The organism is Dongia sp. agr-C8, assembly GCF_054658695.1.
Genome location: NZ_BAAGHZ010000003.1, coordinates 487065 through 510439 on the forward strand (window position 1 = coordinate 487065; position 23375 = coordinate 510439).

General features: G+C 66.3%; 19 protein-coding genes. 13 read left to right on the forward strand and 6 right to left on the reverse strand.

Going from position 1 to position 23375, the window contains the following annotated elements; translation table 11 throughout:
- Positions 1–44: 44 nt before the first annotated feature.
- From ACYQ4T_RS16480 to ACYQ4T_RS16510, 7 genes are all read left to right on the forward strand, one after another.
- Positions 45–1382: a diguanylate cyclase domain-containing protein gene (locus tag ACYQ4T_RS16480; RefSeq protein WP_459856278.1), complete on the forward strand. Its 1338-nt coding sequence runs from the start codon at positions 45–47 to the stop codon at positions 1380–1382.
- Positions 1383–1509: 127 nt separating this feature from the next.
- Positions 1510–3381: a VanW family protein gene (locus ACYQ4T_RS16485; protein ID WP_459856280.1), complete on the forward strand. Its 1872-nt coding sequence runs from the start codon at positions 1510–1512 to the stop codon at positions 3379–3381.
- A 104-nt stretch (positions 3382–3485) separates the two neighbouring features.
- On the forward strand, positions 3486–4850 hold the full coding sequence (locus ACYQ4T_RS16490; protein ID WP_459856283.1) for an extracellular solute-binding protein: 1365 nt from the start codon (positions 3486–3488) through the stop codon (positions 4848–4850).
- Positions 4851–5022: 172 nt separating this feature from the next.
- Positions 5023–5907, forward strand: a complete 885-nt coding sequence (locus ACYQ4T_RS16495) for an ABC transporter permease subunit (RefSeq protein WP_459856286.1) — start codon at positions 5023–5025, stop codon at positions 5905–5907.
- A gap of 17 nt (positions 5908–5924) precedes the next feature.
- On the forward strand, positions 5925–6839 hold the full coding sequence (locus tag ACYQ4T_RS16500; protein WP_459856289.1) for an ABC transporter permease subunit: 915 nt from the start codon (positions 5925–5927) through the stop codon (positions 6837–6839).
- Positions 6840–6864: 25 nt separating this feature from the next.
- Entirely contained in the window at positions 6865–7953 is a 1089-nt protein-coding gene (gene ugpC / locus ACYQ4T_RS16505) for a sn-glycerol-3-phosphate ABC transporter ATP-binding protein UgpC (RefSeq protein ID WP_459856291.1), read from the forward strand.
- Positions 7954–7975: 22 nt separating this feature from the next.
- A complete protein-coding gene (locus tag ACYQ4T_RS16510; protein ID WP_459856293.1) occupies positions 7976–9031 on the forward strand; it encodes an endonuclease/exonuclease/phosphatase family protein in 1056 nt (351 codons plus the stop codon).
- On the opposite strand, the gene ACYQ4T_RS16515 is transcribed toward ACYQ4T_RS16510, so the two are convergent.
- The 4 genes from ACYQ4T_RS16515 to ACYQ4T_RS16530 all read right to left on the reverse strand — a co-directional run bounded on the left by ACYQ4T_RS16515 (position 9028) and on the right by ACYQ4T_RS16530 (position 14548).
- Positions 9028–9864, reverse strand: a complete 837-nt coding sequence (locus ACYQ4T_RS16515) for a hypothetical protein (RefSeq protein WP_459856295.1) — start codon at positions 9862–9864, stop codon at positions 9028–9030. The genes ACYQ4T_RS16510 and ACYQ4T_RS16515 overlap by 4 nt on opposite strands.
- A gap of 123 nt (positions 9865–9987) precedes the next feature.
- Complete coding sequence (gene holA, locus ACYQ4T_RS16520; RefSeq protein ID WP_459856298.1) at positions 9988–11013, reverse strand: DNA polymerase III subunit delta; 1026 nt, start codon at positions 11011–11013, stop codon at positions 9988–9990.
- Between the two features lie 108 nt (positions 11014–11121).
- On the reverse strand, positions 11122–13707 hold the full coding sequence (leuS, locus tag ACYQ4T_RS16525; RefSeq protein WP_459856300.1) for a leucine--tRNA ligase: 2586 nt from the start codon (positions 13705–13707) through the stop codon (positions 11122–11124).
- Positions 13708–13792: 85 nt separating this feature from the next.
- Positions 13793–14548 carry a DUF3576 domain-containing protein gene (locus tag ACYQ4T_RS16530; protein ID WP_459856302.1) on the reverse strand — a complete coding sequence of 252 codons (756 nt, stop codon included), beginning with the start codon at positions 14546–14548 and terminating at the stop codon, positions 13793–13795.
- Between the two features lie 24 nt (positions 14549–14572).
- On the opposite strand from ACYQ4T_RS16530, the gene ACYQ4T_RS16535 reads away from it, so the two are divergent.
- The 4 genes from ACYQ4T_RS16535 to ACYQ4T_RS16550 all read left to right on the forward strand — a co-directional run bounded on the left by ACYQ4T_RS16535 (position 14573) and on the right by ACYQ4T_RS16550 (position 19198).
- Positions 14573–15403, forward strand: a complete 831-nt coding sequence (locus tag ACYQ4T_RS16535; RefSeq protein ID WP_459856304.1) for a sulfotransferase domain-containing protein — start codon at positions 14573–14575, stop codon at positions 15401–15403.
- A 506-nt stretch (positions 15404–15909) separates the two neighbouring features.
- A complete protein-coding gene (locus tag ACYQ4T_RS16540) occupies positions 15910–17040 on the forward strand; it encodes a porin (protein ID WP_459856307.1) in 1131 nt (376 codons plus the stop codon).
- Positions 17041–17321: 281 nt separating this feature from the next.
- A complete protein-coding gene (locus ACYQ4T_RS16545) occupies positions 17322–18452 on the forward strand; it encodes a porin (RefSeq protein ID WP_459856309.1) in 1131 nt (376 codons plus the stop codon).
- A 62-nt stretch (positions 18453–18514) separates the two neighbouring features.
- Positions 18515–19198: a YggS family pyridoxal phosphate-dependent enzyme gene (locus ACYQ4T_RS16550; RefSeq protein ID WP_459856312.1), complete on the forward strand. Its 684-nt coding sequence runs from the start codon at positions 18515–18517 to the stop codon at positions 19196–19198.
- On the opposite strand, the gene ACYQ4T_RS16555 is transcribed toward ACYQ4T_RS16550, so the two are convergent.
- Positions 19195–20163 carry a LysR family transcriptional regulator gene (locus tag ACYQ4T_RS16555; protein ID WP_459856314.1) on the reverse strand — a complete coding sequence of 323 codons (969 nt, stop codon included), beginning with the start codon at positions 20161–20163 and terminating at the stop codon, positions 19195–19197. The two genes, ACYQ4T_RS16550 and ACYQ4T_RS16555, sit on opposite strands and share 4 nt — an antisense overlap.
- A 121-nt stretch (positions 20164–20284) precedes the next feature.
- On the opposite strand from ACYQ4T_RS16555, the gene ACYQ4T_RS16560 reads away from it, so the two are divergent.
- A complete protein-coding gene (locus ACYQ4T_RS16560; RefSeq protein ID WP_459856317.1) occupies positions 20285–20407 on the forward strand; it encodes a hypothetical protein in 123 nt (40 codons plus the stop codon).
- A gap of 474 nt (positions 20408–20881) precedes the next feature.
- Entirely contained in the window at positions 20882–22012 is a 1131-nt protein-coding gene (locus tag ACYQ4T_RS16565; protein ID WP_459856319.1) for a porin, read from the forward strand.
- Between the two features lie 97 nt (positions 22013–22109).
- On the opposite strand, the gene ACYQ4T_RS16570 is transcribed toward ACYQ4T_RS16565, so the two are convergent.
- Complete coding sequence (locus ACYQ4T_RS16570) at positions 22110–23294, reverse strand: LysR family transcriptional regulator (protein ID WP_459856321.1); 1185 nt, start codon at positions 23292–23294, stop codon at positions 22110–22112.
- Positions 23295–23375 lie beyond the last annotated feature (81 nt).

Consider the following 23375-nt stretch of genomic DNA (forward strand, 5'->3'; position numbering starts at 1 on the left):
GCAAAGCCGTAACCAAGGAACCACTGCCTAATGGTGGAACCTGGATGGCCGAGCACCAATCGATCGACGTCAAACCGGACGCGGCGCGCCCGAAGATCGGCCTGCGGGACTACTTGGCGAAGATCGCCGCGACCGTTCCGGGCACGATCTATGCCTTCCGCCTGGCGCCCGACGGCACGATCTCGGTGCCCTATGCCGCGCCCAACCTGGTCGAGCTTTGCGGCCTGGCGCCGGCGGCCGTCGAGGCCGATGCGGCGCCGCTCTTCGCCGCCATGCTCGAGGAAGACAGGGCACGCCTTATCGCCTCGATGCGCATCTCCGCCGAGCGGCTCACGATGTGGGAGCAGCAGTTCCGACTGCAGCATCCGAAGAAGGGGTTGGTCTGGATATCGGCCTGCTCGACGCCGGAGCGCGCGGCCGACGGCGGCACGATCTGGCACGGCTTCGCCCGCGATGTCACCGGGAGTCGCCGCGACGACGAAGAGCGCCGGCTGGCCGCCGCAGTCTTCAACAACACCCAGGAAGGCGTCGTGATCACCGACCCGGACGGCCGGATCCTCGCGGTCAATCCCTCCGTCAGCGTCATCACCGGCTATGATCGCGACGAACTGCTGGGCAACACGATGCGGCTGTTGCGGTCGGGCCGCCACGACCAGGCCTTCTATGACGCGCTCTGGGATGCGGTGCGCAACGCGGGCTACTGGCAGGGCGAGATCTGGAACCGGCGCAAGAACGGCGAGGTCTATCCCGAGCTTCTCACCATCAGCACGGTGCGCGACGAGCAAGGCGAGATCACGAACTATGTCGGCACCTTCTCCGACATCACGCTGTGGAAGCGCTCGCAGCAGCGCATGGAGCATCTGGCGCATCACGACGCGCTGACCGGCCTGCCGAACCGCCTGATGCTGCTGACCAGGCTGGAGCATGCGCTGAGCCGCGCCCGCCGCGACAAGGGATTGGGCGCGGTGCTGTTCCTCGACCTCGACCGCTTCAAGCAGGTCAACGACACGCTCGGCCATCCGGCCGGCGATGTGCTGCTGATCGCCGTCGCCAAGCGGCTGCGCGAGCGCCTGCGCGACGCCGATACCCTCGCCCGGCTGGGCGGCGACGAATTCGTGATCGTGCTCGAGCAGCTCAGCGACCGCGATCGCGCCGCGGCGCTGGCGCTGGAGCTGATCGCGCGGCTCTCCGAACCCTTCGACATGCCCGGCGGCCATGTGGTGCGGATCGGCGCCAGCATCGGCATCAGCCTGTTTCCGGCCGACGGAATCCTGCCTGACGAGCTCATCAAGCATGCCGACGCCGCGCTTTATGCCGCCAAGCAAGGCGGGCGCGGGACCTATCGATTCTACCGGGATTCCGGCATTCCGCCGGCGCTGTGACGCCGTCGACGTGACGCAGGACACAGACCCCCCGCGAACCGCGTGACGCCCGGCCGCGACAAGGCCATGGTCTCGACGGCACCGCGCCTCAACGGGCGCGCTCGTCCCCATATGCTCAATAGGGATCATGAACTCGATCACGCGACCGGAACAGCTGCGGCCCGATGAAAACTGGCGTCAACCGACCCGGCTTTCCGGGCTGATCTTCGCGGCGAAGGCGGCCGGCCTGCGGGTGCAGCGGCGCCTCAGCGACATTCTCCACCCGCTGCCGAAGCTTGCCCAGGCACAGTGTGAAACCTGGCCCGTGCTGCTCGCGGAATCGGTCACGCCGCTCTGGTCCGACCCGCGGCAGAGCGAATCCGGCTTCCAGTTCGGCAAGGTCGAGAACCTGCGCCGGGCGGCGCGGCATCTCGACGGCTTGCTGATTCCGGCCGGCGAAGTCTTCAGCTTCTGGAAGCAGCTCGGCAAGCCGACCCGCGCCCGCGGCTTCGTCGCCGGACGGATGCTGAAGGAAGGCTGCATGGTCGCCTCGACCGGCGGCGGCCTGTGCCAGCTCTCAAACGCCCTGTTCGAGGTCGCGCTGACAGCCGGCTGCCCGATCCTCGAGCGCCATGCGCATTCCCGCGCGGTTCCCGGCTCGGCGGCGCAACTCGGCCGCGACGCGACCGTCGCTTGGAACTATGTCGATCTCCGCTTCCGCGCGCCGCAGGCCTTGCAGCTCCGCGTCACCTTGAGCGCAACTGCGCTCAAGGTGCAGCTCTATGCCCGCGCGCCGCGCGCTTCCATTCTGATGCCGGTGCTCGATCTCGACCACCGTCCGCTGACCCCGGCCAATGATTGCGGGTCCTGCGGCCAGACCCGCTGCCATCGTCACGAAGACCCCCTCATTAGACAGGGAACGAGGAAACTGGGAGCCCCCCGCGTGCTCGGTCGTACCGCCTTTCTGCTCGACGAAGCCTGGCCGGAGTTCCGCGCTTATGTGGAGCAGCGGCGCGCCCCGGGCGATCGCATCGGCATCCCGGTTGACGGCAACCGCTGGAACAAGCCGCGCTACGCCTGGTCCACCGAAGGCTTCGACCGGCCGGCCACCGCGACCGTCGCCAGCCTGATCCATTCCCTCCGCGCGCGGCGCCACGCCGCCAACGGCCGGCGCGTCGCCGCGCAGCTGCGCCGCTGCGAGGCCGTGGCGAAACGACTGGCGCGGATCCTGACGCCGGACGTGACTGAAGTCTGCGTCGCCCAGTCGCTGCTGCCCTTCCTCTGGAAACTGGGCGTGCTCGGCGGCCGCCGCGTCACCGTGCTGATGACCCGGATGCCGATGGAAAAGCTGCAGTCGCGACTCGACCGCGCCGCGCAGGCCCATCCCGACCGCGCCACCCTCGCCGACTTCCGCGCGCCGGCCGATGTGGTCGCGGCGGAAAAGGCCGCGCTCGAGGCCGCGGACCGTATCGCGACGCCGCATGCCTTGGTCGCCAGCCAGTTTCCCGGCAAGGCCGAGCTCCTGGACTGGCATATGCCGAGCCCGTTGCGCGCGCCCCGCACGCCGAAGCGCCGCTCCATCGTCTTCCCGGGTCCCAGCATCGCGCGCAAAGGCGCCTACGAAGTCCGCGCGCTGGCGCTGAAGCTCGATCTCGAAGTGGTGCTGCTCGGCAGCGACCTGGAAGGCGAAGGCTTCTGGTCCGGCCTGCCGGTGCGTCATGCCGCCCGCACCGATCTCAACTGGCTGCGCGAAGCGGGCCTGGTGGTTCAGCCCAGCATCATAGAAGAGCAGCCGCGCAGCCTTCTCGCGGCGCTCGCCGCCGGCGTCCCGGTGATCGCGACGCCGGCCTGCGGCATCCTGCCGAAGCTCGGCATCACGCTCATTCCGGAAAACGATCCTGAGGCATTGGTCGAGGCCATCCTCGCGCATACCGATGTGCCGCAGCGAATTGCCCAGCCGGCGGTTTCCCAGGCCGGCGTTTCCCACCGCGGTCACCTGAGCGAAGCCGAAGCTTCATAGAAGGTTCACCGCTTCTTTCGCGCTTCATCATCGCGCCCGTGTGAAGACGGGCGGGTCGATCGGCCGGTTCCGCGCGCTGATCCAACCGAAATGATGGGTGTGGCATGAAAGCTTCCTGGCCCCTTGGCCTTTCCCTTGGCGCTTGTGGCGCCGCGGCGCTGTTGGCGCTCTCCTCTTCCGCGGCGATCGCCGGCGGCAAGACCAAGATCGATTTCTGGTACGGCAATTCCGGCGACATCTCGAAGCGCGTCCAGGAAGTCTGCCAGCACTTCAACGAATCGCAGAAGGACTACGAGATCGTCTGCACCAGCCAGGGCACTTACGCCGGCGCGGTGCAGAACACGATCGCGGCCTATCGCGCGGGCCAGCAGCCGACCATCGTCCAGGTGTTCGACGTCGGCACCCTCGATCTCATGCTCTCCGACGCCTATGTCCCGGCTTCGAAGCTGATGGCCGACGAAGGCTACAAGGTCGACTGGAGCAACTATCTCCCCGGCATCCGCGGCTATTACGCGACCTCCAAGGGCGAGATGTATTCCTTCCCCTTCAACTCCTCGACCGCCTTGCTCTACTGGAACAAGGACGCGTTCCAGAAGATCGGCAAGACCGAGGCGCCGAAGACCTGGGAGGAAGCCGCCGCGGACATGAAGGCGCTGAAGGATGCGGGCTATGCCTGCCCCTTCGGCTTCAACATCAGCGCCGATGACAGCTGGCAGCTGCTGGAGCAGTTCTCCGCCGTCAACGATCAGCCGCTCGCCACCAAGGACAACGGCTATGGCGGGCTCGATGCCGAGCTGGTGTTCAACAAGACCAAGTTCGTGCAATACGTCACCGACCTGAAGTCCTGGTACGACCAGGGCCTCGCGGTGATCAAGAGCAAGGAGAGCGGCCAGGAGATCGTCCCGGCCTTCGCCTCGGGTGACTGCCAGATGATCCTGACCTCGGTCGGCGATCACGGCTCCATTGGGCGGACCGCCAAGGAAGGCATGAACTGGGGCGTCGCCATGCTCCCGGTCTACGCCGGAGTCGAGCGCAAGAGCTCGCTGGTCGGCGGCGCTTCGCTCTGGGTGCTGCAGGGCAAGACGCCGGCGGAATACAAGGCCGCCGCCGCCTTCCTCGACTTCATCGCCCAGCCGGAGCAGGCGCTGTTCTGGTCGACCGTCACCGGCTACATCCCGGTGACCAAGACCGGCTACGACTTCATGGTGGAGAAGGGCTTCTATCAGGATCCGAAATACCAGGGCCGCGAGATCGCCATCGCCAGCCTGACCGCCTCCGACAAGCTGTCACAGACCCACGGCACGCGGTTGGGCGGCTTCCTGCAAATCCGCAACGAGGTCGCCAACGGCTGGCAGGCGATCTTCGCCAACAAGGTCTCGGTGCAGGAAGGCATTGACCAGATGGTCGACCGCGGCAACCAGATCCTGCGCCGCTTCGAAGCCACCTATAAGGGCAAGCAGCTGCCGTAAATCCGGCAACTTGTCCTCGCGTCGTTTCGCACCCCCACCCCAACCCGCCCCCGATTCGGGGGCGGGAGTTCTTCCGCGTTCGTCTTCGCGCGACGCACCTTCCTTCCGCCTCCCCCGAATCGGGGGAGGGCCGGGGCGGGGATGCGAATCACCGGTGAGCGCGAGCTAGCGCATGGAAAAGCGCACCCTCTTCACCAACAAGGGGCTCGGCATCGCGCTGGTGCTGCCGCAGGTCCTGCTCATCTTCACCTTCTTCTACTGGCCGGCAGGCGAGGCGCTCTATTGGGCCTTCACGCTCGAGCGGCCTTGGGGCGGCGGGAATGAATGGGTCGGCTTTGCCAACTTCGCGCATATCCTCGGCGACGCGGTCTATTGGAACTCGATCGGCGTCAGCCTCACCTTCGCCTTCGCCGCCACCGGGCTCGGCATGGGTGTGGCCCTCGCCCTGGCGCTGCTGACCGACCGCGAGCTCCGGGGCTTCCGCGTCTATCGCACGATCCTGGTCTGGCCTTACGCGATCGCGGCACCGGCGCTGGGCGTTGCCTTCCGCTTCATCCTGGCCCCGGAAGCCGGCTTCATGGCCTATCTCAATCACCTCTGGCCGGGCCTCTGGAACCCGGCGCTGAACGGCGGCCAGGCCATGGTCGCGATCGTGATCGCCTATACCTGGAAGTATATCGGCTACAACTTCATCTTCTTCCTCGCCGCCCTGCAGGCGATCCCGAAGAGCCTGATCGAGGCGGCGGCGATGGACGGTTCCGGACTCCTGCGCCGGGTGAAGGACATCCAGGTCCCGCTGCTGACGCCGACCATCTTCTTCCTGGTCGTCATCAACTTGACTGACAGCTTCACCGACAGTTTCGGCATCGTCGATCTGATGACCGCGGGCGGGCCCGACCGCGCCACCGAGCTCATGGTCTACAAGATCTTCTTCGACGGCTTCAAGGGCCTCGACTATTCCGGCGCCGCCGCGCAGAGCATCATCCTGATGCTGCTGGTGATCGGCCTGACCGTGTTCCAGTTCCGCTTCCTGGAACGCAGGGTCCATTACAAGTAGGCCGGGGAGATTCCAGCATGGTCGAGCGCACGCCGGTGCTCAGTGTCGTGACTCAGGTCCTGCTGCTGCTGGGCTTGTTGCTGGCGCTGCTGCCCTTCGCGATCATCGCCATCGCCGCCTCGCATGACCTGCGCACGGTCAATGAAGTGCCGATGCCGCTCGTCCCCGGCGACCGGTTCTGGGTCAACCTGGTCGAGGCCTGGACCCGCGCCGATCTCGGGCCGAAGCTCCTGAACAGCATCGTCTTTGCCGCCGGCGTCGCGCTGGGCAAGGTGTTCATCGCCGCGCTGACCGCCTTCTCCATCGTCTACTTCCGCTACTGGGGAAAGATGCTGGTCTTCTGGGCGGTCTTCATCACGCTCATGCTGCCGCTCGAAGTCCGGATCGTGCCGACCTATGCGGTCGCCGCCAATGTCCTGAGCCCTTTCCAGGCGCTGCTCGATCTCAGCGGCATCACCTGGTTGGTGCGGCAGGCGACCGGCGTCGAGATCGCGCTGAAATGGGGCCTGCTCAATTCCTATACCGGCCTGATCCTGCCGCTGATCGCCACCGCCACCGGCACCTTCCTCTATCGCCAGTTCTTCCTGACCCTGCCCGATGAGCTGACCGAGGCGGCGCGCATGGACGGCGCCGGGGCGATCCGCTTCTTCTTCGACGTGCTGCTGCCGTTGTCGCGCACCAACATGGCGGCGCTCGGGACCATCATGTTCGTCTGGGCCTGGAACCAGTATCTCTGGCCCTTGCTGGTCACCACCGATTCCGCCCATGGCACGGCGGTGACCCAGCTTCGCGAACTGATACCGCAAACCAACGGCACGCCGGACTGGCATGTCGCGATGGCGGGCACCTTGATCGTCATGCTGCCGCCGCTCGCGGTCGTGATCCTCATGCAGCGCTGGTTCGTGCGTGGCCTTGTCGCAACTGAAAAGTAAATGGGCGAAAAAGAGGAGAGGCGCTATGGCCGAGGTCGCAATCCGCGGCGTCCATAAGAGCTACAACAAGGTGCCGACCGTGCACGGCGTCGACCTCACCATCGCGCATGGCGAATTCGTGGTGCTGCTCGGGCCTTCGGGCTGCGGCAAGTCAACCTTGCTCCGCATGATCGCCGGCCTCGAGGAGATCACCGGCGGCGAGATCGCGATCGACGGCACGGTCGTCAACAAGCTGGAGCCCCGCCAGCGCGGCTGTGCCATGGTGTTCCAGAACTACGCGCTCTACCCGCATATGACGGTCGGCGAGAATATCGGCTATGCGCTCAAGGTCGCCGGCATGCGCAAGGCGGAACGCAAGGCCAGGATCGCCGAGGTGGCGCAGAGCCTCGGTCTTGGGGAAATGCTGGACCGCAAGCCCGGCACGCTCTCCGGCGGCCAGCGCCAGCGCGTCGCCATCGGCCGGGCGATGATCCGCTCGCCCAAGGTTTTTCTGTTCGACGAGCCGCTCTCCAATCTCGACGCCAAGCTGCGCGCCCAGATGCGGATCGAGATCCGCCGGCTGCATCAGAAGCTGGGTGCCACCAGCATCTTCGTCACCCATGACCAGGTCGAGGCGATGACCCTGGCCGACCGGCTGGTGGTCCTGAACCAGGGTCGGATCGAGCAGATCGGAACGCCGACCGAGGTCTACCGCCGGCCCGCCAGCCGCTTCGTCGCCGGCTTCATCGGCGCGCCGGCCATGAATTTCATGGCGGGCGTCATGGCGCCCGACGGCAGGATCGCGATCGGCAGCGGGCCAATGGGAGATGGCCTGGGCATCCCGGTCACCATCGGTGTCCGGCCGGACGAGATCAAGCTGGTTGAGGCACCGCTCCGCGGCACGCTAGATTTCACCGTCGAGCTCGTCGAGGAGCTCGGCACGGGACAGGTTCTGTACGGCAGGAGTGGAGAGCTGGAAATGACCGTGATGTGCAGCGGCGGCGCCGAAGCCCGGATGCTGCCGAAACCCGGCCAGCGCCTCCATCTCAAGATCCCGATGGCCTCCGTGCATCTCTTCGAGGCGGAGAGCGGCCGGCGCATCGAGCTTCCGCCCACCCGCCTGGCCGCGGAATAGAATCGGGACGAACAGCACCGGCATGATCGAGATCCATTCGCTCACCACGGCGGCGCTTCCCGCGCCGGGTCACGCCGAGATCACCGCGGCCCTGACCGCGGAGCCAACCCAGGCCGAGCACGATCGCATCGCCCGCGGCGTCACCGCCTTGACCGCGATCGAGTATCGCCCCCCGGAGACCGTCACCGTGCCGCGCCGCCCGCTGCGGCTCGCCGCCTGGAATGCGGAGCGGCTGAAATACGGCGAGGCCTCGGCCGCTCTCCTGCGCGGGCTAGATCTCGACATCCTCCTGCTCTCGGAAAGCGATGTCGGCATGGCGCGCTCCGGCAACCGCCACACCACCGCCGAGCTCGCCGCGGCGCTCGACATGGGCTACGCCTACGGCGTCGAGTTCGTCGAGCTGGGCCTTGGCGACGACCGCGAGCGAGAATGGCACAAGGGCCAGCGCAACCATGCCGGATTGCACGGCAACGCCATCCTCTCCCGACTGCCGCTCCATGACCTGGCGCTGATCCGGCTCGATGCCGGCGGCCGCTGGTTCGCCGATCGGGTGAACGGCAAGGCCGGTGGCGTGCAGCGCCGGCTCGGCGGCCGCATGGCGCTGGCGGGCCGGATCGCCACCGACGGCGGCGACTGCGTCCTGGTCTCGCTGCATCTCGAAAGCGACAGCGACGCCAACGGTCGCGCGCAGCAGATGACGCGGCTGCTCTCGGCCATCAACGGCTGCTACGGCAATGCGCCGATGGTGATCGGCGGCGACTGCAACACCGCCGCCCTGCCCGAGGTCGATCCGGCGCGCCCGGAAGATGCACGATCCTGGTTCCACCGCTGTGATGCCTACGAGCCGCTGTTCGGCGTGATGCAGCAGGCAAGCTTCGGCTGGCGGAGCGCCAACGACATGGCGGCCACCCAGCGCCAGCGTCCGGACGGCAGGCCGCTGCCGCCCTTCCGTCGCATCGACTGGCTGTTCACCCGGAACGTGGTGGCGTCGGCGCCACGCACCGTGCCGGCGGTCGACGCCAACGGCGCGGCGATTTCCGACCACGACGTCGTCGTAGCCGAGCTGGCGGTCGGCTAGGGCGCGACGATACGGAGCAGCAATCCCAGGGCGGGCATAACGCCGACCACGACATAAGCACCCCAGGCCCAGCGGCGGGACCGGCGCTCGGGGCGCGGCCCGGCGATCAGCAACACGGCGGCGATCAGGAATGCCGCGATCACCAGGACGCTGTAAGCGGCGTATGGCAGCGCGATGACCCGGAGGACGAGGCCTTGCAGCACGACGGCGAGCGCGAGCATGGCTGTGATCCAGGCGCCCCAGGAGATTGCCGCGGGGCGCCAGATGCGCAAGGCGAGGGCGGCGGCGATGAGCGCGATCTGCGCGGCGCGCTGTCCCAGCGGCGAGATCAGGCCCAACGCCACCGTGCCGCCGAAGCAGCAGACCGCGAAGATGGTGAGGACTGCCGCGCCGAGGCCGCTGGGCCACGGGCCGCTAAGCCTCTCGCGCAGGCGCAACGCACGACCCGAAAGCGGAACAACCGGTGCCGCCAAGAGAACGGCGCTCACCGCCACGACCCGGATGAGCAACCACCAGATGTTGTCCAGGATCGCCGTGAGCGGCTCACCGGCAGCGTGATAGTGGTCCAGGAAGAACATTCGAGCGGGTTGCGACAACCAGGCGACCACCGGGATCGCATACACGCCGATCATTTCGCTCAGTCCCAGCAAACCCGCCAGCAGCATGAGCACCATGCTGATCGTGAACAGGGCGCCGTCGGTGATCGCTTCTCGCGGCACCATGCATGCCGCCGCGGCGGCGAGCACGGCCGCGGCCACGGCCAGCCGATGCGGCAGCCGCTTTGCGGCCGTTGCCAAGGCGAGGCCGGCAACCGCGCCGGAGAGAATCAGCAAGAAACCCGGATCGGCTATGCCATGTCCCATCGACGCAACCGTGCTTTTCGGCGGAGCGCTCTGTCCCGCGTACGGCTACCACAACTTGCGATGTTAGTGGGGCTAACTTCGTTTCCGATCGCGTTACCGCTTGCCCGGCAGCGCGGCGATCTCCAGCCCGGCGCGGCGGGTCAGCGTGTCGGCGATCTCGCGGTGGCGCATCGCCTGGGATTCCGTCTCGCCGATCTTCTGCAGGGCGACGGCGATGGCGCGGCTGGACCAGCGGCGGCATTGCTTCTCCAGCCGCGGGCGGTCGCGCCAGAACAGGGGCGAGTTCAGCGCCACCATCGCGTCCTGCAGCGAGGCGCCGGATTCCAGACGTCCCACCGCGCCGTGCAATTTCAGGAAATGCCGGGCGAGGCCGCGCAGGATCATGATCGGCGCGGTCTCGGCGAGGTTGAGGTCGAGCTGCCGCTCGATCGCGCGTGAATCGCCCTCGGCAATCGCGTAGTTGAGATCGTCCTGCTCGACTCCGGCGGAATGGCCGACCGAGGCCATCGCATCCTCGAGCTCTATCTGTTTCGCCGCGCCGACATAGAGAATGAGCTTCTCGATCTCCGAGCGGGTGGCGCCGCGGTCGCCGCCGAGCGACTGCTCGAGATAGGAGAGCGCCGCCGGCGCGGCACCCTTCCCCGCCGCGCTCAGCTGCTGCTGAATCACCGCCTTCAAGTCGCCGCCGGAATCGTGATAGCAGGCGATGACGGCGGCATGCGGCGCGCCCTCGAACAGCTTGCGCAAGGTGGCGCGGCCGGGCAGCTCGCCGGCCTCGAAGATCACCAGGGTGTTCCTGGAGTCGCGGTGGCTGTCGAGGAAGTCCTCGATCACCTTGGTCTGGCCGTCGGTGACGCCGCCCACCCGCACCGCGCGGCGTCCGCCCAGCATCGAGATCGCGCCCGCCTCGTCCATCAGCCGCGCCGGATCGCCGCGCAGCTGATCGGCGTCGAGCTCGACCACGCGGAAGGGATCGTCGCTGCTGCCGGCCGCCGCCTTGACCAAAGCGTTGACCCGCTCGCGCACCAGGCCTTCGTCCGGCCCGAAGACCAGCACCGCGGCGGTCTTCTCGCCGGGATTCTTCAGGAACTCGTCGATCTGCCGGCGCTCGAGCTTCATGATTCGCGATTCCGCCTGCAACAGACCCGCGGGTCAAGCCCGCGGGTGACGCCTAAGAAAGAAACGTCATGCCCGGACTTGATCCGGGCATCTCCTGCCGCGTGAAACTCAGACGACGATATTCACGATCCGGTTCGGCACCACGACGACCTTCTTCGGCGCCTTGCCTTCCATGGCGCGCTGTACGCCGGGATCGGCGAGCGCGGCCTGCTCGGCCAGCGTCTTGTCGCAATCGCGCGGCAGGCTGATGGTCGCGCGCAGCTTGCCGTTGACCTGGACCGCGACCGTCGCCTGGTCGTCGGTGGTGAGCGCTGGATCGGCCACGGGCCAGTCGGTCTCGACCAGCATGGTCTTATGGCCGAGGCCCTGCCAGATCTCTTCGGCCAGATGCGGCATCATCGGGCCGATCAGCAGCGCCAGGGTGTCGAGTGCTTCCTTGCGCGCCCACAAGCCCGCGGCATCGCTGAGCGCTTCCGGCTTCACCTCGGCCAGTGCATTGGCGAATTTGTAGATCGCCGCGACGCCGCTGTTGAAGCTGAACTTCTCGATCGTCTCGGTCACCTGGGCCACGGTCTTATGCGTGATCCGGCGCAGCGCCAGCGCGTCGCCGGAGAAGCTCGTCGGCGCGGCGCCGAGTTCCTCCCTCAGCGAAGGATGCGCCTCGGTCCAGCTCTCGGCGATCCGCCAGAGCCTTTGCGTGAACCGCCAGGCGCCCTCGACGCCGGCATCGGTCCATTCCATGTCGCGCTCGGGCGGAGAATCGGAGAGCACGAACCAGCGCGCGGTGTCGGCGCCGAAGGTCTCGATGATGCGCGCGGGCGGCACCACGTTCTTCTTCGACTTCGACATCACCTCCTTGCGGCCGACCTCGACCGGCTGGCCGGTCTTCACATGGACCGCGCTGCCGTCGGCGCGCTTATCGACCTCTTCCGGATAGAGCCACTTGCCCTCGTGGTCCTTGTAGGATTCGTGCAGCACCATGCCCTGGGTGAACAGGCCTTCGAACGGTTCGTCCAGCTTGGCATGGCCGGTCAGCTTCATCGCCCGGGTGAAGAAGCGCGAATAAAGCAGGTGCAGGATCGCGTGCTCGACGCCGCCGATATACTGGTCGACCGGCAGCCAGTAATCGACCTTGTCGCGCTCGGTCGGCACGGTCGCGCGCGGCGAGCAGAAGCGCGCGAAATACCAGGAGGAGTCCACGAAGGTGTCGAAGGTGTCGGTCTCGCGCCGCGCCTTGGCGCCGCAGCTCGGGCAGTTCACATGCTTCCAGGTCGGATGCCGGTCCAGCGGATTGCCGGGCTGGTCGAAGGTCACGTCGTCCGGCAGCCGGACCGGCAAGTCGGTCTTGGGCACGGCCACGGGTCCGCATTTCTCGCAATGGATGATCGGGATCGGGCAGCCCCAGTAGCGCTGCCGGCTGACCAGCCAGTCGCGCAGCCGGAAGATGGTGGTCGGCTCGCCGTCGCCCTGCTGCTGCAGCCTCAGGCCGACCTTCTTCTTGGCCTCTTCAACCGGTAGCCCGTCGAGGAAATCGGAATTGTAGATCGTGCCGTCATCGGTATAGGCGACGTCGGCGATTGCAAAGGTCTTCGGATCCTCGTTCGGCGGCAGCACCACCGGGATCACCGGCAGCCCGTATTTGCGCGCGAAGTCGAGATCGCGCTGATCGCCCGAGGGACAGCCGAAGATCGCGCCGGTGCCGTATTCCATCAGCACGAAGTTGGCGATGTAGACCGGCAGCGTCTTGCCGTTGACGAAGGGATGCACCGCTTCGAGCGCGATGCGGTAGCCTTTCTTCTCCTGGGCCTCGATCACCGCCTCCGACGTGCCTGCCGCCTTGCATTCGGCGATGAAGGCCGCGGCCTTCGGATCGGTTTTCGCCGCCTCTTCCGCCAGCGGATGATCCGGCGAGACCGCCATGAAGGAGGCGCCGAACAGGGTGTCGGGCCGCGTGGTGAAGATGGTGAGACGATCCTCGCGGCCGACCAGGCGGAACTTCACATAGGCGCCGGTCGATTTGCCGATCCAGTTCTCCTGCATCAGGCGGACCTTCTCCGGCCAGCGGTCCAGGCCCTTCAAGGCCTCGAGCAGCTCGTCGGCATAGGCGGTGATCTTCAAGAACCACTGGGAGAGCTTGCGCTTCTCGACCAGGGCGCCCGAGCGCCAGCCGCGGCCGTCGATCACCTGCTCGTTGGCGAGCACGGTATGGTCCACCGGATCCCAGTTGACGAAGGCCTCGCCGCGATAGGCCAGTCCCGCCTTGAAGAAGTCGAGGAACAGCGCCTGCTGGTATTGGTAATAGCCGGGATGGCAGGTCGCGAGCTCGCGCGACCAGTCCAGCGACAGGCCCATGCGCTTCAGCTCGGCGCGCATCGTCGCGATGTTGTCATAGGTCCAGCGCGCCGGATGGATCTTCTGGTCCCGCGCCGCATTCTCCGCCGGCAAGCCAAAGGCGTCCCAGCCCATCGGGTGCAGCACGTTGAAGCCGCGGGCGCGCTTGTAGCGCGCGACCACGTCGCCCATCGTGTAGTTCCGGACATGGCCCATATGGATCCGGCCCGACGGATAGGGAAACATCTCGAGCACGTAGTATTTCGGGCGGCTCGGGTCGGCCTCGGTCTTGAAGGCCTCGCGGGTGGCCCAAACCGACTGCCACTTGGTCTCGGTTTCCAGGAAATTGTAGCGTGATGCCATAGCTGAACTGCTCGCGGTCCGTGCTTTGTCGGACCTGACCTTATAGAAAAATGGGGTGGGCCCTAGTTAAACCTCGGCGCCGGTTCTACTGCTGCACGCCCGACATGCGCAATTGGCGCGCGCGCGTCAGGATCGCGTTTTCGAGATCGGTGCTGGTGTTGAGCGCGACCGGCGCGTCGGCCCAGGTGCCGCCCTGGTTGGTCTGGCGAAACACCGAGGCGCGGATGCCGTCTGCCCGCAGCGCCCGGCCCAGGATGTAAATATTGACCTTGAACCGCTCGTCCGGGGTCTGCGGCGGCGTGTACCAGTCGGTGATGATCACGCCGCCGAAGGGATCGGCCGAGACCAGCGGCATGAAGGAGATGGTGTCGAGGGAGGCGCGCCAGAGCAGGCTGTTGACCCCGACCCCGGTGCCGCCGCTATCCGCCGTCCCCTTGTCGCTGCCGAACAGGCCGCCTTCGCCGAACATCGTGCCGCTGTTGGCGCCGGCGCCGCGCTCGGTCTTGTCCCGTTCATCGGGATAGGTCGGATCGCCGCCGACCGAGAAGTTGCAGGCGCTCAGATAACCGCAAAGAACGCCAAGAATAACAATGGGTAGCAAACGCCCGGCAAAGGCAGTCCAGCCCCGAAAGGCTTCGATTTTCATGTTGACGGCCCTTGCTGCTCCCAGATAAACGGCGGTCGCCGCGGTTAGCGCTTGTTGCAACCCGCCGAAGCCGATGAGACCTAAGCGATTTGCGGCTTTCGGGTCAAGAGCGGGCGCGGGTGCCGGGCCGTAACGTCTTGGCGATTTATACCTTTCGCCGGCCGGCTTAACCAAAGTCCGGAATATCAGGTTCATAGTCAGACGGATACCAGAGCACCCATGGGCCGACTCATTTGGCTGGCAAGCTTTCCGAAGTCCGGCAACACCTGGATGCGGGCATTTCTTCACAACCTGCTCCGGGATCCCAAGTCGGACTACGACATCAACCGCCTGGGCGAGTTCTCCTTCAGCGACTCGACGCCGCATTTCTACCAGACCTATCTCAGCAACCCGACCAAGGACTGGACCAACGCCGAGGTCATGCAGACCCGCTGGAAGGCCCAGCGGGACATCGGCCGGATGAGCCCGGACGATGTCTTCGTGAAGACCCACAACGCCCATGTCGAGTTCGACGGGCTGCCGATGATCCACATGGACCTGACCGCCGGTGCGATCTACGTGATCCGCAACCCGCTGGATGTCTGCATCTCGCTGGCAGACCACTACGCGGTCAGCATCGACGAGTCGATCCGCATCATGGGCGACCCGAACAGCGGGACCCCGACCGGCGAACAGCTGGTGTTCGAGGTCCATAAGAGCTGGTCCACCCATGTGCTGAGTTGGACCAACCAGCCGGGTCCCTGGCTGCACATCGTTCGCTATGAGGACATGCTGAAGAAGCCGGTGGTGGCCTTCTCGCGGGTCGCGCGCTTCCTCGGGCTCAACCCGCCCCGCGATCGCCTCGAGCGGGCGATCGAGCGCTCGTCCTTCAAGAGCCTGCGCGCCCAGGAGGACGAGAAGGGCTTCCGCGAGCGCTCCTTCAAGGCGGAGAAGTTCTTCCGCGTCGGCAAGGCCGGGCAGTGGCGCACCGCCCTCAGCAAGGCGCAGATCGACCGGGTGGTCGAGGCGCATAAGGAGCAGATGGAGCGCTTCGGCTACTGGCCGCTCTGAAGAAGTGCCGTTTTTTTGCCGATGGGGCGGCGCACACCCGAAGGTCGGGAGATGCTGTTATGGGATAATACGCCTATTTACGGCATTTAAGGGGAATTTTAGCGGAACGAAATTGGGCAGCGGGTTCGCCCTCTCCGGTGCCGCGATCTGTGTCATCTGATCCCCACCCCGTTTCGCGGCCACACCCGCGACACGCGCGGAATCAGGTCTTTAGGGCGAACTGTGGCAGCATCGCCACAGATTTGGAAAAATGCCACAGGCTTTGCCTCAAATGGTTTGACACCCGGACAGGGTTTAGAGAAGGTTTCGCTGTTTCCAGGTCGGTGGGATTGTTCGGCCTGTTCTGTCTATCACCAGTGACCCGGTTCCGAGCGTCCGCACGCCGCAAGGAACACCAACGGGGCGGGCAAGACGGCAGAACGTACCGAACAAATCGACCTGAGGACGAGGGGCATCCGATGTCGGTACCGGTATCGGTGGCAATCGCAAACTTAGGGAATCTCGAGATGAAGAAAGTTCTTCTGGGTACCACGGCCCTGCTGGGTGTCGGCACCGTTGCCGGCGCCGCGCAGGCGTCCGATGGGATCAAGCTCGATGTGGGCGGCTTCTTCCAGACCGTCTACCAGGGCGTCTTCGACAGCAAGGGTGAGGGCGATTTCGGCAATCACCGCACCTACGACCGCTTCCTGCACAACGCGGAAGTCCACTTCAAGGGCGAGACCACGCTCGACAACGGCCTGACCGTTGGCGCGCAGATCGAGCTCGAAGGCGAGAACGCGGGCGACCAGATCGACAAGGCGTTCGTGTACTGGTCCGGCGGCTTCGGTAAGGTCCAGATCGGTTCGCAGGACGGCGTCATTGGCGCCTGCCCCGTGTTCCCTCCGGGAGCCACGGCGAACTTCTCGGGCTTCTCCCCGGCTTCCTGGGGTTCGAACGACCCGGTTGGCTCGAACTCGGTTTGCGCCGACTTCGGCAACTCGCAGTCGATCAAGTACACCACGCCGAACTTCGCCGGCTTCCAGCTGATCCTGCAGTACACCCCGAGCAACAACGCTGAGGACTACACTCAGGTTGGTGTCAACGGTTCGGGTACTCCGGTCATCGCTGATGGCGGCGTGCCTGGCCAGAAGCACATCTTCGGTGCCTATGCGACCTACTCCTTCGCCGGCGACGGCTGGGGTATCGACCTGGGCGGCGGCGGTTCCTGGGCGACCGGGGCCAACACCGTTTCCGGTCTGAATGACGGCAAGACGGCCTTCTACCAGACTGCTGCCACCGTCACCTTCGGCGGCTTCGCGGTCGGCGGTATCTTCGAGTACGCCGACATCGGCGGCTTGGACAACGACCAGTGGGTCGCGGGCGGCGGTGCCAGCTACGGCGTCGATGCCTGGACCGTTGGTATCCAGGGCTCGCATGGCCGCTTCGAAGGCACCGGCCCGGTGTCGTTCGTCAACCTGCCGAACGGCCATCGCACGCTGAACCGGATCATCCTGACCGGCAGCTACGAGATGGGCCCGGGCGTGCTGCTCGACGCCGAACTGGGTTACACCTGGTTCAACGACACCGCGACTGCCGACAACAACGCGGACCACTACGACGCGTTCGACGTGGGCATCGGTTCGAAGTTCACGTTCTAAGCCTTATCCGATCCCGGGCAACCGGGTCGGGCAAGTCTCGAGGGGAAGCGGGCAACCGCTTCCCCTTTTCTTTTGTGGGGCTCGGATCCCGGCATCGCCAGCGATGCTGCATACTTCTCAACCCGCCGTCCCCAACGAATCCGAACACCGATCAGCGCCTGTAGCGCACTCTCGCGATTGACTTCCGCTGTCCGAGATCGGACTATGATACAGCTCAGACCATCGCCGGGGTGGCGTCGGTCGGGCTGGGGCGCCGCCGGGGGGCGGAACAGGGGGAAATCATGCGACAGACGTTGCTGCGCACGTCCATGCTGGCCGGGCTTGGCTCGGCGGTCTTTGCCGCTTCGGCTTCGGCGACCGACGGCATCAAGCTCGAGGTCGGCGGCTACTTCTCCAGTTCTTATGTCGTCTCCTTCGACCACAAGGAGGAAGGCCGCTTCGGCAACCACCGGACCTGGGACGCCTTCAAGCATGATGCCGAGGTATATTTCTCCGGCGAAACCACGCTGGACAACGGGCTCACCATCGGCGCGCGCATCGAGCTGGTGGGCGAAAACGACGCCGACCAGATCGACAAGAGCTACGTGTTCTGGAGCGGCGACTTCGGCCAGATCCGCATCGGCTCGCAGAATGACGCGCTGGAGAACCAGTGCCCGACGCCGCCCGGCGGCACCGCGAATTTCAGCGCCTTCAGCCCGGTCGGCTCCGGCTCCAACGATCCGATCGGCTCCAACTCCTACTGCTTCAGCGCCGACAACGATTCGCAGAAGATCCTCTACATCTCGCCGGTCTACAGCGGCTTCCAGCTCGCCGTCAGCTATACGCCGAGCGCCAACGCCGAGGACTACACCCAGGTCGGCGTCAACGGCTCCGGCACGCCGGTCATCCCCGACGGCGGGGCCAGCCATATCGTCTCCGCCTATGCCACCTACAGCTACGAAGGCGAAGACTGGAGCATGACCTGGGGCGGCGGCGGCTCCTGGCAGACCCGCTTCAACCGCACCCTGGACACGCCGGACGGCCGCAACCAGGCCTACCAGACCAGCGGCTCCTTCACTTTCGGGTCCGTCGCGGTCGGTGGCGTCTTCCAGTATTTCGACCAGGCGGGACCCGACAACGACATCTGGATCGCCGGCGCCGGCGCCGCCTATTACGGCGATGGCTGGGGCCTCGGCCTGCAATACAGCCACGGCAATTACGAAGGCGACTTCTTCGGCGACGGCAACGGCACCGAAGGCGCGATCAAGCTCAACCGCGCGGTCATCACCGCAAACTACAACCTCGCGCCCGGCATCGATCTCGACGCCGACGTCGGCTACACCTGGTATCGCGACCGCCGCGCCGCCGTGCCGGCCACCGACGACGACTATCACGCCTTCGAGTTCGGCGTCGGCAGCTCGCTGAGCTTTTAGCGCAAGTCTTCCGCGCGGTATTTTCGCTCGCCTTCGAGAACCCATCCGGGCAAATTCCCCGGATGGACTCGGCCACATCCATCGCCGCCAATCTGCGCGAGATCCGCGCCAGGATCGCCGCCGCCGCGCGCGATGCCGATCGCGATCCCGCCGCGGTGACGCTGGTCGCCGTGGCCAAGACTCATCCTGCCGAAGCCGTTGCCGCGGCGCTCGCCGCCGGGCAGGCGGTGTTCGGTGAGAACCGGGTCCAGGAAGCGCAGGGCAAGTATCCGGAACTCCAGCGGATCCATCCGCAACTTCGCTTGCATCTGATCGGCCCGTTGCAGACCAACAAGGTCAAGGACGCCGTGGCCCTGTTCGACGTGATCCAGACCGTCGACCGGGAGAAGCTCGCACGCGCACTCGCCGCCGAGATGGCGCGGCAGAACCGCAAGCTCGAGCTCTTCATCCAGGTGAACATCGGCGAGGAAGCGCAGAAGGCCGGCATCGCGCCGCGCGAGGCCGATGCCTTCATCAAGCTCTGCCGCAGCGAGCTCGGCCTCGCCATCGCCGGCCTGATGTGCATTCCGCCGGCCGAGCGCCAACCGGCGCCCTATTTCGCGCTGCTGCGCGAGATCGCTCAGCGCAACGCGCTCCCTGGGCTCAGCATGGGCATGAGCGGCGATTACGAGAGCGCAATCCGGCTCGGCGCCACCCTGGTGCGCGTCGGCACCGCGATCTTCGGCACGCGGGAAACCAGCGCTTAAAGGACGGCGGCGACCTCGGCCAGGAGACCGCGGAACCAGGCGATCGCGGCGTGATTGCCGTGCTCGCGATGCCAGAGCGAGAGGATCTCCAGCCTCGTCAAATTGGAATCCGGCTCCGCGATGTCGAGGTCGAAGCTCTGCGCGAAGAGATTGGCGAGCCGGCGCGGCAGCAAGGCCGCCATGTCGCTGTGCTTGACGATCAGCGGCGCCACGGAAGAGTAGGGGATGGAGGCCAGGATCGGGCCACCCTCCAGGTCGCCCAATGGCACGCCGACGACGCCGCTATGCTCGTCGAGCGAGACCCGCCGCTCCAGGCCGTTCTCGACCACCACGCCCTCGATCAGGTTGGTGCTGCCGCCCGACATCGCGCTGAGCTTCGGCAGCCGCGCGACCCGGTCCGGCGAGACCTCGGTCTTGGGATCGAGATAGTCGCGCCCGAGCAGCCAGACCGCCGCGTCCTGGAACAGCGGCTCGGACTGGAACCGCTCGGGAATATGCCCGAAGCCGCCGACCAGCAGGTCGACCTGGCCGGCCTCCAAAGCCGCCACCACGCCGGACTCCAGCGAGCGCACCACCAGCTTGGTGTTCGGTGCCTGCGCGCGCATCCGCCGCATCAGTTCCGGTAGCAGCACCGCACAGATATAGCCGCTGCACGCAATTGTGAATACTCGGGTACTCGCCAGGGGCTCGAAAGCCCGCGGCGTCAGTGCCATCTCCAGCTGGTGCAGGCCGTCGCGCAGCCGCGGCCCGATCTCGGCGGCCCGCGGCGTCGCCTGCATGCCCTGCGGACCGCGCACGAACAGCTGGTCCTCGAACAGGTCGCGCAGCCGGGCCAGCGCGTGACTCACGGCAGAAGGCGTGATGTGCAGCCGCGCCGCCGCGCGGGTGACGCTGCGCTCTTCGATCAGCGCGTCGAAGACCCGAAGCAGATTGAGGTCAAGCAGCCTGAATTGCACTTCGCTCACGGCACCCCTGAGCACTCGTCATTTGATCCTGTCCCGATCGGCGCCATCTGGTCACGCGGATCGCCCCCGCACCCCAGCGAGGCCGATCCGGATCGAGAGCAAGCAGATGCGGAATAGAATTGTGTCACTGAATTCCCCCGAGCCCGACGACTACGCCTCGCGCCACTACGATGTCAGCTGGCGCAGCGTGAAGGCCGGTGCCCTGCTGGCCGCCCTGATCGCGGCGATCGCCTTCCTCGTCTAGCCGCCCCGGCATCGCGGCGTCCCCAAACCCGATCGGCATCCTTGCGGCAAGGCTGCGGCGCGCCGTCGCGCGCTGTGGCCCGCTTGCATCATGTGGCGAGAAACCGCGCCCGCCGGCGCTGTAATGACCGGCCCGATCACCGGCCCAATGACCGGAATGAAAGCAAGGTTGTGCGCATACCATGCGGTCGCGGCGCCATTGAAATCCTTTCAGCTGTCACGTGAGCAGTCATCACTGGTGTCACCTGACATTCCCTTCTAATTCCTTTCGGCACGAGGAGGTGCACAAATGCCGCATCCCAGTGCCCCAAGGCCACCGCCGCGCCCGCCGCAATCGAGGACGATCCGCAGCAAGCGCCCCCGCCAAGCTCCAGACGGAATCCGGCTGGACCCTCATATCGGCAGACGGAGCGTGCGGATCAAGAGGGGCAACGGCGCCCGCCGGTCGGCGGTCGCAAATTAGAGAGCACTCGACATGAAACGTATTCTACTCGGCAGCACGACGCTGGCAGGCGTCGCGGCAATGGCCGGCGCTGCGCAAGCTTCGGACGGCGTCAAGCTCGATATCGGCGGATTCTTCCAGTCGGTCTATCAGGGCGTCTTCGACAAGAAGAGCGAAGGCCATTTCGGCAATCATCGCAACACCGACAAATTCGCGCACAATGCCGAAGTCTGGTTCAACGGCGAGACCACGCTCGACAACGGCCTTACCGTCGGCGCCCGCATCGAGCTCGAAGCCGAGAATGCCAACGATCAGATCGACAAGTCCTTCGTCTACTGGTCCGGTGGTTTCGGCAAGGTGCAGATCGGCTCGCAGGACGGCCCGATCGGCGGCTATTGCATCCTGCCGCCGGGCGCCACCGCGAACTTCTCCGCCTTCTCGCCGGACGACTGGGGCTCGAACGACCCGGTCGGCTCCAACGCGGCCTGCACCGACGTGCTCGGCAACTCGCAGTCGATCGTCTACTCGACGCCGAACTTCAGCGGCTTCCAGCTGATCGTCGCCTACACGCCAAGCAACAATGCCGAGGACTACACCCAGGCCGGCGTCAACTCCGCCGGCACGCCGAGCAATCCCGACGGCACCGCGCATCATAGCTTCGCGGCCTATGCGCTCTATTCCTATGCCGGCGATGGCTGGGGCATCGACTGGGGCGGCGGCGGCTCCTGGCAGACCCGGTTCAACGGCACGGACGGCGGGAACGACGGCAAGAGCCAGGCCTATCAGACCGGACTCAACGTCAACTTCGGCAACTTCGGCATCGGCGGCGTGATGGAGTATTTCAACACCGGCGGGAACGACAACAATGCCTGGGTCGCCGGCGGCGGCATCAGCTATGGCGTCGATGCCTGGACCGTCGGCCTGCAGGGCTCGCACGGACATTACGACGGCGCCGGCCCGGCGCTCGCCTTCGACGCCAATCCCGGTGGCAGCCGCAACCTCGACCGCGTCATCCTGACCGGCAACTATGCCCTGGGTCCCGGCGTTGATCTGGATGCCGAGCTTGGCTACACCTGGTTCAAGGACACCGGCGATGCCGCGGACGGCGACACCGACAAATACGAAGCGGTCAGCGTCGCCATCGGCTCGACTCTGAAATTCTGAGACTCTGAACGACACCCGGCGTACCGGGTCGGCCGGCGGCGATGAACCGATGGCTGACCCGGGCGTCCAACAAAAAAGCCTCCGGCGTTCGCGTCCCCTAAGCGCGTCTCGCCACCTCTTGCCCGCAAGAGGGCCCCTTGTCCTCAGCGGGGGACAGCGTGCGGCTGCTCCCCCGTTCATCTTCCTCGCGCTCCAGCGCTTCGGTCGCCTCGCGCAATAGAGCGCAGAACCACGCGACCGCCGCGCGGCCGCCATGGTCGGGATGGCGGATCGCGGCGATCCGGATCCCGTCGCCCACCATCTCGTCCGCGGCATCGACGACATCGAGCTGCAGATCCTGCGCGAACAGGCGGGCCAGGCGCCGCGGCAGCAAGGCGACCAGATCGGTTCGCTTCACCACCAGCGGCGCGATCATCGAATAGGGCAGGGAGCCGAGCGCGGGCCTATATTCCGTGCCGTCAACCGGATTGCCGACCAGCCCGCAGAATTCCTCCATCCCGGTCCGGCGCTCGAAGCCGTTCTCCCAGCGGACGCGGTCCGCGATCTCGGGCTTGATCGCCCGCAGCTGCAGGCGCCGGTCCGCCATGCCGGGCGCCAGGATGTATTCGCGCCCCATCAGCCAGACCAGGCGGTCCTCGAACAGGGCCTCGACTTCATATCCCGCCGGTGCGCGGCGGAAGTCGCCGAGCAGCACGTCGATCTGCCCGGAATCGAAGCGGTCGAGCACGCCGGGATCCCAGGAGACGACGGCCAGATGCGAGCGCGGCGCGCGCGCGCGCATCCGGGCGATGACTCCGGGCAGCAGCACGGCGGAGACATAGGCGCTGCAGGCGACCGTGAAGGTCCGGCTGCTCGCCGCCGCCGAGAAATCGGTCGGCGTCAGCGCGCCTTCCAGGAAGTGCAGGCCCTCCCGCACCTTGCCGCCGATCTCGCTGGCGCGCGGCGTCGCGCGCATCCGGTTCGCCGAGCGAACGAACAGCGGGTCGTTGAACAGCGCGCGCAGGCGGGCGAGCGCATGGCTGACCGCCGACGGCGTGATGCTCAGGCGCGCGGCGGCGCCGGCCACGCTGCCTTCGAGCATCATCGCATCGAACACACGCAGCAGATTGAGGTCGAGCAGTCTAAAGGACAGGTCGCTTTCCAGCATTTCAAAACTCGCATCGCGGGCCTCCGCCTGTTGAACGGCCGAGCCCGGCACTTCCTTCGAGCTTCGTCGCAGCGTGGCGGCGAAGCCACAGCGACGCGGAAATGCGGCAGAGCGAACCGGCGCCGCGAGCCGCACCGCGTCCGCGACCGTCAGCTTCGCGTCAGCGCGGCGATAGCGAAGTGCAAGCAGGCTGGCCGCTCCGGCTCGGCATGCGCC